The organism is Okeania sp. (assembly GCF_983059655.1).
This window is the reverse complement of sequence record NZ_CEZPJD010000474.1, coordinates 1-6109: the sequence shown is the minus strand read 5'-3', so window position 1 is coordinate 6109 and position 6109 is coordinate 1. Positions and strand designations below refer to the sequence as shown.

The window sequence follows — 6109 nt, the reverse complement described above, 5'->3', positions numbered from 1 at the left end:
AAAAAGGCTAAAACCAATATCAGTAAAGACATTTAGGTTTAATCAGCAAGCCCTATTTAGCCTTAAAAGGCAGAATTTTAGACCCAAGTAATTTTGATAATCAGTTATCAAATTGGGAAATGGAGTTGAGTTAACATTTTAGGATATGAGTCAGGAAAAGAGGGTAGGAGTCAGGAGAAATAGAAATTATAGAGGAAGTAGTCGGAATAATTTCCCTCGAGCTTTCTGTATAAATAAGTTTTTTACCTAACAAGATTAACTCACAAAAAAATAAAATTGCTCTGAATTTTTTCCCAAGCTTTTTCCTACTATCTTCTCTCCTCTGCCTTACACAAAAAGCTGATATAGCAGTCTAAGGAAAGGATACTGAAAGCTCAAAAGCTTAAAACTTAGACAAAGCAATATTTTTCTTCTTCCCTCTTCTCTCTTCCTTCTTCCTTCTTCCTTCCTCTCTTTTCCTTCTCAATTACAATTTAACGCCACATTCAGAACAGAAATTATGAGTAATACTATTTTGTGCCCCACAATTACTACAAGTAATGAACTCCACAGCTTGTTCGAGTTGTTTGCGAATAGGTAAACCAACCATTTGAGCATTATTCTTGCCAGGCGCTATCATTGGATAACAATTCTCATCCTTAGTCACACGAACATCCATCAACACAGGGCCATCGTGAGCCAACATTTGAGCGATCGCCTCTTTAAGCTCCTCCCGACTAGAAATCATCATACCTTTAATACCATAAGCCTGAGCCAACATCACAAAATCCGGCATTCCTATCTCCATATTAGAAGAAGAATAACGCTCGCCAAAAAACGCCTCTTGCCATTGACGCACCATACCCTGCCAACCATTATTAATAATCACAGTTTTAACATTAATGCCATACTGTGCCAGAGTCCCCAACTCCTGAATATTCATTTGAATACTCGCATCACCAGCAATACAAATTACCTCCCGGTTTGGCAGTGCCACCTTTGCCCCCATCGCAGCAGGCATCCCATAACCCATAGTCCCCAAACCTGCACTAGAGAGCCATTGCCGAGGTCCATTTTTCAAAAATTGAGCGGCCCACATTTGATGCTGACCAACATCAGTAGTGTAGTAAGCATCTGGAGCCATTTGGCCAATTTCGTCAATTACCTCTTGAGGTGAAATACTATCTGAATATTGGGGGGCAACTAGAGGATAATCTTGTTTCCAGCGATTAATCTTTTCTAACCAAGGTTGAGTTTGATCGGAATTAACTAAATCTCCTATTTCTCGGCAACGACGCAGCAAGTCTATCAAAATTTGGCGTACATCCCCAACAATTGGAACTTCAGGAATCCGATTTTTACCTACTTCTGCCGGATCAATATCAATATGAATTACTTTTGCATGACAAGCAAATTCATCTAACTTTCCAGTTACCCGGTCATCAAAACGGGAACCAACAGCAATTAATAAGTCGCACTCGCTCACTGCAAAATTAGCATAGGCAGTGCCATGCATTCCTAACATTCCTACTGATAGGGGATGATGTTCGTTAAAAGCGCCTTTACCCATCAAAGTAGTAGTTGCAGGAATATTAAAATGTTCTGCTAATTCTTGAATTTCCGCATGAGCATCTGCAGATATGGCACCACCACCTATATATAATAGAGGACGGCGTGCCTCTAGCATCAAATTTACTGCTTGGTTAATTTGCCGGGGGTTACCTTTGACAGTGGGACGATATCCAGGTAGTTTGATGGAACCTGGTTCAACTGGTTCATAGTCAAATTCTTCCAAACCTACATCTTTGGGAATGTCAATCAAGACTGGGCCTGGACGACCTGTACTGGCAATATGGAATGCCTCAGCAATAATTCCGGCCATATCTCTTGGGTCTCGGACAACATAAGAATGTTTAACAATCGGTAGAGTAATGCCATAAATGTCTGTTTCTTGGAAGGCATCAGTACCAATCATTTTTCGGCCTACTTGGCCTGTAATTACTACCATGGGAATTGAGTCCATATGGGCAGTAGCTATGCCTGTTACTAGATTTGTGGCTCCCGGACCTGATGTAGCAAAGCATACACCTACTTTACCAGTGGCACGGGCATATCCATCGGCGGCATGAGCAGCTCCTTGTTCGTGTCTGACTAGAATATGCTCTAGGTCTCCTGCTGCTTCTGAACGGTAGAGTTCATCATAAATTGGTAATATTGCACCCCCTGGATAGCCGAATATGTGTTTAACTCCATGACGCTTGAGACTATCCATTAGTGCAAAAGCACCCGTTGCTCGTTTTAGGGTAACTTTAGTCTGTAATTGCACAGGTAATTCCTCTCTAGATATTATTATGTATAGTTAAAAGTATAATTTTAATCAAAAATGAGACGTAATAAAAAGTCTTTTTTTACATAATTTACAAAAAACTTTAAGATTTTCTACAAGAGAGTTTTTGTAGAATAAATATTAAACTATGTAGGGTGTGTTAATAATAATACAAAGCACTGTCACACAGCACGCGGTGCGTGAGGTGTCAGACAGACCATTATTGCAGAAATGCCAAATATACAATCGTACACCCTACTTAATCTTTTGTTTACAAACAGCCTCCAAGAGTGATTTTTTCGGTATTTTTAAGATTTTAGAAGCTTACTCAAAAAACCGCTGATTGAATTTATTTTTCTTAACAAACAAGGTCCACTTGGCTGTGATATTAAAAGATGTCATCCTGATAAACAAGTAAACTAAAAATTTAAGTGTAAGGAGTGAATAACTTGAAAAAAGTAGAAGCTATTATTCGGCCTTTTAAGCTGGACGAGGTAAAAATTGCTCTCGTTAATGCTGGTATTGTGGGTATGACTGTTTCTGAAGTCAGAGGTTTTGGGCGTCAGAAGGGTCAAACTGAAAGGTATCGTGGTTCTGAATATACCGTTGAGTTTTTGCAGAAACTTAAGGTTGAAATTGTAGTTGAAGATGACCTGGTGGATATGGTTGTTGACAAAATTATTTCTGCCTCTCGTACTGGTGAGATCGGTGATGGTAAGATTTTCATTGCTCCAGTAGATAGAATTGTGAGAATTAGGACTGGAGAAAGTAATACGGAAGCGATCTAGCGTCGCTACGCGGAATTCAAAAGTCAAAAGTCAAAATTTAAAAGTATTGATTGGTAAGACTTTTAGGATTTTGTAACTGGTTAGTTATTTCTGTCATCCTGCACGAGTTTTAGAGATAGGTTTTTTCGTGCTAGGTATATAGGTAGTTAGAAGTTAGTTTGAGATTTCTGGCAAAGAAAAATTTATGATTTTTTTCTTGTCATTTATTTGATTTTAAATTTGCTTCAGAGGTCTAATAATTGAAACGTCAAAACTTTTTTATACCTATAAAACCTATCCCTATCTCTAAAAATATTTATTTGAGTTATATCTGTAGGTTGAATTGAGAGAACGTAGCTGAAACAAATGTGGTTTTTTTGTTGAGTGTTACTGCCGCTTAACCCAACCTACAGCATACTAATAAGTACCAACATCAATAGCAGATTCTTGACTTATTTCTTTCAGACGCGCAGCATAATTTTCCAATATTTTCACTCTTTGTTCATCAGTCATCCGAACAGGTGCATATACAATTTCCGGTGCCAACACATCAAAACCAACAAACTGCAACATTCCTCTATGAATAGGCCGTAAAATTCCATTAATATCGCCGTTGAAACCACCCTTAATATAAATATCTTCAGCACCACCTGTCGTCAATGATAATAATGCCCGTTTTCCCTGAAAAGCTCCTGTTTCATATATTCGACCGCCACCGTAAACGCGCCCCATAGCAAAAACACGGTCAACCCATCCTTTGAAGACTGCGGGTAAACCAAACCACCACAACGGAAATTGCCAAATCATTAGATCGCACCACTCAATTTTTTCTATTTCTGAGTTGATATCTTCGGAAAAACTATTCATCTCTGTGGCATATTTCTCTTCAAGTTGTAGTTTGAGATAATTTGAATCTTTGACAGTTGCGAAATTTTGTCTGCTGGAAACAGGGTTGAAATTCATTTCATGTAAGTCTGAAGTTTTTACTTCATTCCCTGCATCTACTAGAGTTTCACAAGCTTGACGAAACATTGCACCGTTAAAACTTTGGGGTTCGGGATGCCAATACACAATTAATACTTTCATATTTTGGTTTTTCTATAATGAATGTTGGGATTTATACCCATGCTCTCCGGCCTGTGGGAGCGTCCTATGGGAATGCCAATCAATGTTGTGGTTTCACAGAAAATATGTTAAAATGTGAAAGTAAAATTAGCAAGCAGTAAATGGTTGAGAAAGCGTACAAATTTAGGTTCTACCCAACTCCAGAACAGGAGAATCTGTTACGGAGAACATTGGGTTGTGTGCGTTTAATCTACAACAAAGCTTTAGCAGCAAGGACTCAAGCTTGGTATGAGAAACAAGAACGGTTAGGGTATAAGCAAACTTCTGCTATGCTTACCAACTGGAAAAAGCAGGAAGATTTAGATTTTCTTACAGAAGTAAGTAGTGTTCCATTACAGCAAGGTTTGAGACATTTGCAGACTGCCTTCTCTAATTTTTTCAGTGGGCGTACTAAATATCCTAACTTCAAGAAAAAACGTAATGGTGGTAGTGCTGAGTTCACAAAATCAGCCTTCAAGTGGAAAGATGGTCAAGTCTATCTAGCCAAATGTGCTGAACCATTACCTATCAGATGGAGTAGGCAACTACCACAAAACTGTATACCAACCACAATAACAGTAAAACTTGACCCTAGCAGCAGATGGTCAGTTTCTGTGAGAATCAATGACACTAGAGATTTAAAGCTCAAACCAGTTAATAAACAGATAGGTATTGACTTAGGAATTACCAGCTTAGTAACTACCAGTGATGGAAAAAAAATAGCTAATCCTAAAAATCTCAACAAGTTACACAAAAAATTAAGGTTAGCTCAAAAGTGTCTATCAAGGAAAACCTTTGGGTCAAATAATTATCAAAAAGCCAGGCTGAAAGTAGCTAGGATACACGCAAAAATCAAAGATTCAAGGCTTGACTATACCCATAAGCTAACGACTCAACTAATCAGAGAAAACCAAACAATAGTAGTTGAGGATTTGGCAGTAAAAAATATGGTCAAAAACTATAAATTAGCCAGAGCAATTAGTGATGCCAACTGGGGAGAGCTAGTCAGGCAATTAGAGTACAAAGCTGAATGGTATGGACGGGAATTAATCAAAATTGACAGATATTTCCCCAGTTCTAAGCGTTGCTCTAATTGTGGACATATAGTAGAAAAATTACCTCTAAATATCAGAGAGTGGGATTGCCCAGAGTGTGGTAGTCACCATGACAGGGACATAAACGCTTCGTTAAATATTTTGCGGATGGGAACCCGCGTCGGCGATAGACGCAAGGGAACGCCCACCAAGAAGGCTGCGGGACTCGCAGTGTCAGTCTGTGGAGCGACCGTAAGACCCGAAGGGAGTAAATCCCGGAAGGCAGGTGCTATGAAACAGAAAGCCCCTAACAGTGATGCTAGGAAATCCCGCGCTGTCTCGTAGAGGAGCATCGGGAGGATGTTAAATTTGATACAGTTGCTAGAGTGAGAATAGTTAAGTTAACGAAGTCAGAAGTTATTTTTCTAACGTGGATTTGAGCTTCGCTCCAAAAATATTTCGCCAATCAAGGCGGGGTTTGAGACCCATATTATTTTGATGAATATGAAAATACAGAAGAATCAAGAATATAGCTATCAAGTAGGTAATTATTTAGCATTAGATCATCCCACTTATGTTAGACGCTCGGCAGATAAAGAGCTATTTAATGCCTTGAAAACAGGTGAATATTGTTATGTATTAAGTTCTCCACAAACGGGAAAATCAAGTTTAAAAATTAGAACAATACAACTGTTACAAGCAGAAAATATTATCTGTATTGCTTTAGATATGACTAGAGTCAACAATAAACTTTTAACTCTAGAAGAATGGTATGAGCAAATAATTTTGACTTTAGAGAAGACTTTTTTATTTCCTCGGCATTTCCCAGAATTATGGTGGGCAGAAATGGCAGATTTGCCTGCGGATGAAAGATTATTTATTTTTATTGAAGAGGTATT

5 protein-coding genes are annotated in these 6109 nt (G+C 38.5%); 3 read left to right on the top strand and 2 right to left on the bottom strand.

Annotation, left to right across the window (positions count from 1 at the left end):
• Positions 1–466: 466 nt before the first annotated feature.
• Positions 467–2305 (bottom strand): biosynthetic-type acetolactate synthase large subunit, encoded by a 1839-nt coding sequence (gene ilvB, locus AC3DU7_RS22145; RefSeq protein WP_488041467.1) that lies wholly within the window; start codon positions 2303–2305, stop codon positions 467–469.
• Between the two features lie 449 nt (positions 2306–2754).
• Between ilvB and AC3DU7_RS22140 the strand changes: the two genes are divergently transcribed.
• The gene (locus AC3DU7_RS22140) at positions 2755–3093 is read left to right on the top strand and encodes a P-II family nitrogen regulator (protein WP_488041468.1); all 339 of its coding nucleotides are present in this window, start codon (positions 2755–2757) and stop codon (positions 3091–3093) included.
• Between the two features lie 396 nt (positions 3094–3489).
• On the opposite strand, the gene AC3DU7_RS22135 is transcribed toward AC3DU7_RS22140, so the two are convergent.
• Complete coding sequence (locus tag AC3DU7_RS22135) at positions 3490–4158, bottom strand: NAD(P)H-dependent oxidoreductase (protein ID WP_488041466.1); 669 nt, start codon at positions 4156–4158, stop codon at positions 3490–3492.
• A 140-nt stretch (positions 4159–4298) separates the two neighbouring features.
• On the opposite strand from AC3DU7_RS22135, the gene AC3DU7_RS22130 reads away from it, so the two are divergent.
• Both AC3DU7_RS22130 and AC3DU7_RS22125 read left to right on the top strand, forming a co-directional pair.
• Positions 4299–5555, top strand: a complete 1257-nt coding sequence (locus AC3DU7_RS22130; RefSeq protein WP_488041465.1) for an RNA-guided endonuclease InsQ/TnpB family protein — start codon at positions 4299–4301, stop codon at positions 5553–5555.
• Between the two features lie 159 nt (positions 5556–5714).
• On the top strand, positions 5715–6109 hold a 395-nt coding region (locus AC3DU7_RS22125; RefSeq protein WP_488041464.1), incomplete at its 3' end, for an AAA-like domain-containing protein.